Origin of the sequence: Beijerinckia sp. L45 (assembly GCF_009765775.1) — a bacterium.
In the GTDB taxonomy this organism is placed as follows: domain Bacteria; phylum Pseudomonadota; class Alphaproteobacteria; order Rhizobiales; family Beijerinckiaceae; genus RH-AL1.
This window is the reverse complement of sequence record NZ_LMUU01000179.1, coordinates 1-3903: the sequence shown is the minus strand read 5'-3', so window position 1 is coordinate 3903 and position 3903 is coordinate 1. Positions and strand designations below refer to the sequence as shown.

At 51.2% G+C, this 3903-nt stretch carries 3 protein-coding genes and 1 pseudogene; 3 read left to right on the top strand and 1 reads right to left on the bottom strand.

Features of this window, described 5'->3' with window-relative positions:
• Positions 1-293: 293 nt before the first annotated feature.
• Positions 294-725, bottom strand: a complete 432-nt coding sequence (locus tag GSQ79_RS19830) for a hypothetical protein (RefSeq protein ID WP_158810393.1) — start codon at positions 723-725, stop codon at positions 294-296.
• Between the two features lie 105 nt (positions 726-830).
• On the opposite strand from GSQ79_RS19830, the gene GSQ79_RS19825 reads away from it, so the two are divergent.
• From GSQ79_RS19825 to GSQ79_RS19815, 3 genes and pseudogenes are all read left to right on the top strand, one after another.
• On the top strand, positions 831-1952 hold the full coding sequence (locus tag GSQ79_RS19825) for a hypothetical protein (protein ID WP_158810392.1): 1122 nt from the start codon (positions 831-833) through the stop codon (positions 1950-1952).
• 517 nt (positions 1953-2469) lie between these two features.
• A pseudogene (locus GSQ79_RS19820) lies at positions 2470-3102 on the top strand (IS5/IS1182 family transposase); the annotation flags it as partial.
• 442 nt (positions 3103-3544) lie between these two features.
• Positions 3545-3903: hypothetical protein (locus tag GSQ79_RS19815; protein WP_210253147.1), on the top strand; the 359-nt coding region annotated here is incomplete at its 3' end.

The following is a 3903-nucleotide window of genomic DNA, read 5'->3' as shown; positions in this document are numbered from 1 at the left end:
CGTATCGATGGACAAAATCCGCCGACGAGATCCTCGCCTCGGTGAAACGCTTTTGTCACAAAACCGAGCAGACACTATGCCACGAACTTTAGATTCATGTGACTAGCTAGCAAGTAATTTGCCGATTGTATTGGCGGATGACGACATGCCAAATCTCTGCAGCGTTGGGTAGATTAACCTCCTCGGGCTTTAGCCGTCAATGCATATCTCTCTAACATACCAAAAACTTCCTATCTCGATAAGCTGTATCGTAGTATTCTAAAAAAGCGGGTTAAATAAAGTCTCCGGGGACACTATTCATCCATTTGTGCGGACGAGGGAGTAGCATCAATAGGTGCATACGCTTTTGGGGAAAAATCAAAGTCCGTTCGAAGGTTTTTTGCTTGAAAGGGCGCCATTAATATTTCGATCGCTTTTGCCATTTTAGCGGTCGATAAATTCATAGAGCTACTTAAGAATACTCGATATCCATCAATAAGGGTCTCTAATTGTTTCTGTGTCTCAGGGCATTCTTTGCGGCTATCTCCCATTTCTCCCGCTTTGGATAAAGTGGCGAAAGCCTGCTCCGCCAACCAAGTTTCATTTGGGTAAACTTCGCTGACTAGACAATCATTTAATTGCGCCTTCATAAATATAGCGAGGTAGAACAGCTGCGCTTCGTTCTGGCAGATCGCAGAAATATCGCTGAACCCCATTCTTCTCAATGTGGAGAGGACATTTTTCATCAATCTGCCTTTTGGTTGTACTCTGTGACCCACGTCGTAACGTACAATTAACTATCTTGAATTAACAACAGGTTAACCTGGATTGGCGTACAGAGCAGAGGGTAAATGATCAAATATGCCACCAAACTGGTTGACGCGTTCACAAGGGCGCCGACGGTTCAAAATCAGTTGAGCTCGAATCAGAGGAAGCTCAACCATAGCATGTTGGCGTTGGCTAGAAATCTGCGCCGGCTTAGCCAACAAGAACTTATGACGCCCTTGGGTATTGATCGCTCAGAATACTCAAGGTTAGAACGTGGGCAGGTGATAAGAAGTTCGATCAAGACTGACGCACTGGCAATGCAGCTCAATCTTCCTTGCTCCTTCTTCCTGCAGAAATACTATATTACGGAATCGCCGTCTACCATACAAGTTAGAGGGTGTTCGATGGAGCGGCTCAGGAACAAAGCAAAAGAAGAAACCTACCTTGATGCCAATCTTAGACTATTTCATCTCAAGCAATTGGATCTTGTCCGGAGAGAGGGCGATCCCCAAATAATCGAAAGCCTAATCGATTTCTCTCATAACCCAGCTAAGACTGCTGATTATATCAAAGAAAAGCTTTTCCGTACTGATGGACCTACATTAGGTCTGGTGAAATACATTGAAAGTATTGGTGTTTTTGTTGTGGGTTGCAATTTTGAAGGGCCGATAGACGGTGTAACGTTGCGAGCCAATGACTTTCCGGCCTGCATATTTCTCAACCAAAAAGCGCCGATAGGTGACATGAGACTCGCTTTAGCGAGAGAATTCTTTCATCTTCTGACAATATTAGCTGGCGGAGACAAATCATATGAAAATGCCCAGGTATTTGCGGAGAGAGTATTGTATTCGAAAGGCTCCTTATGTGGAGAGATGAAAAAAATGCCTGTAAACGATGTCAATATTTCGCTTCTCTCAAAGAGATGGATGGTGCCTACTGAAACGATCATGCAATACCTCATTGAGGAGGGGCTTATTACGGCGGCATTCGCAAAAAAGATATTGAGTTCAAGAAGCCTCCCAAACGGTAAGACACAAGAATCTGTGGCTTCGATTTCGGAACGACCGGTAACAATGGCTTCGCTCATTCTTGCAGCAGGTATTGATGCAATGGACGTTCTGCACTGCTCGAAGGCGGACTTGGAAAGGCTCTATAACTTGAGCGAGGAGGATGATACCTCCTGGCGGCCGGGGGCGTGCGCCTGACGGCAGGCGCACGCCGGCACTGCCGTCTAGGCTTCTGTAATCCATAGGTTATTGACCCATAAATTGGATTTGCGGATTGCCTTGATGTTGATTCAATCCCGACTTTGTAGCGGAGGATCGGATCAAGGGCAGCTTTTGTTTTAGCAAACTTCTACTGGTCGGTGATCGCGCCGATGTGGCCACAGAAGTTGATCTGCGAGCCTCGCGTTAATGAACCGCCGTGTGCTGAACGGTATTTTCCGGTGTAGCCGCACGGGCGTGCCATAGGATGATCTGGCGGGTCGCTATGGCCCTCGCCCGGCCCGCTTCGATTGCTTCAAACGCTGGCGTAAGGCCGGCTTTTATCCCAAAAGCCGTGGCCGCCGCCTCCGATGACGATATTCAGATAATGTTGTTACGCTGACATGGACGAGCGAACGCGATTGGACCAACTTTCCTATGGCGTCTCGCGCGTATAGGCCGCAGCGCGTTTGCAAGAGGTGAGATGATTGCTTGTTCCGAGCCTTTGCACTTCTTCGCTGCCGCGTCGATGAAGAGTTTCAAGCCGCTCGAAGGACCGGATGATCCTTCGCCGCCACCGTCTGGTGGGCGCAAAGTCGAGACGGGCATTCGCGGCCAGACACGCTCCAACGCGACCTATGCCAGTACGACCGAGCCTGACGCCAAGCTTTACCGCAACGGCGCGGGGATGGAGGCGAGGCTGGCCTTTCTCGGCCATGCGCTGAGGGAGAATTGCTGCGGGTTGATCGTCGATGCCTGTCTGACGCAAGCGGGCAGCCATGCCGGGCGCGTCGCGGCCCTGGCGATGATCGAGCCCCACGCCGATCGTCCCGTCGCCGTGACGCTCGCTGCCGACAAGGGCTACGATGCGGCCGACTTCGTGAACAAAGACGATGAACGCGTGGCCGCACGTGGCGCAGAACACGACGCGGCGTTCGGCGGTAGACAGGCGCACCACGCGCCATCCCGGCTACGCAGCGAGCAGCGTTTCCCCAAGCGGATCAAGGAAGCCTTCGGCTGGATGAAGACAATCGGCGGCATGCAGCGGCCGATGCTACGCGGGACCGACCGCGTCGGCTGGGCTTTCACCTTTGCAGCCGCCGCCTACAACCTCATCTGCCTGCCGAAATTGCTGATGGAGACGCTCTGATCGCGGTGCAAGCATGCCAGCCAATGCCGTAACAAGGCAGCGCAAGCATCGCGAGCTACCTGTTCATAAGTCCACAACGTCGGCATTCCAATGCGACGTCGTACGTACACGCCTAATTCAAGCCTTCTTCAACAGCCTTGTAATCGGTGATTGGGCTGCGCATTACCGGTCTTTAAAAAAATCAGTCTTGATGACAAGTGCCCTCATATCGCGTTCGCTTGCTAGGGGTTTCTTAATGAAATTGCGGCACATTCGTGTCGAAGCCGAACGAGGCTTGTATGGGTCCTATGGGGCGAAATGAAATCGCCCTGCTTATGCGCAACGGTATATCCGCGCTGTCATGAGCAAGACGCACCGGTGTTCGTGGAAGTCGATCAGATCGATGACGAGGCTTGTCGTTGGTTGGTTCGTCGAAAATTCCTTGTGCGTCCGGAGCTGACCGATGAGTTCAATTACAACTATTTCGCCGTCCTTGATCGCCAGCCTTTCTACATCTCAGATCCAAGGCTTGAGCACTGACGACGTAGCGTCGCTCACCAGCGCGCAGATGGCGGCTTTTTCAGCAACCCAGATCGCTGCATTCACGACAAGCGAGATCAAAGCACTTCATACAGCTCAGATTGTCGCGTTTTCTACTAACGCCATAAGCGGTTTGACGTCCTCTGCTCTTACCAATTTCGCTCTTGCAGTAAATACTGAGAGCGGCCAGGTGATTAAGACGTTGTCGTCGACACAACTCGAAAGCCTGACCGCAACGCAGATGAACGGACTGACGTCCACGACGCTGCAGGCGCTCTCGAC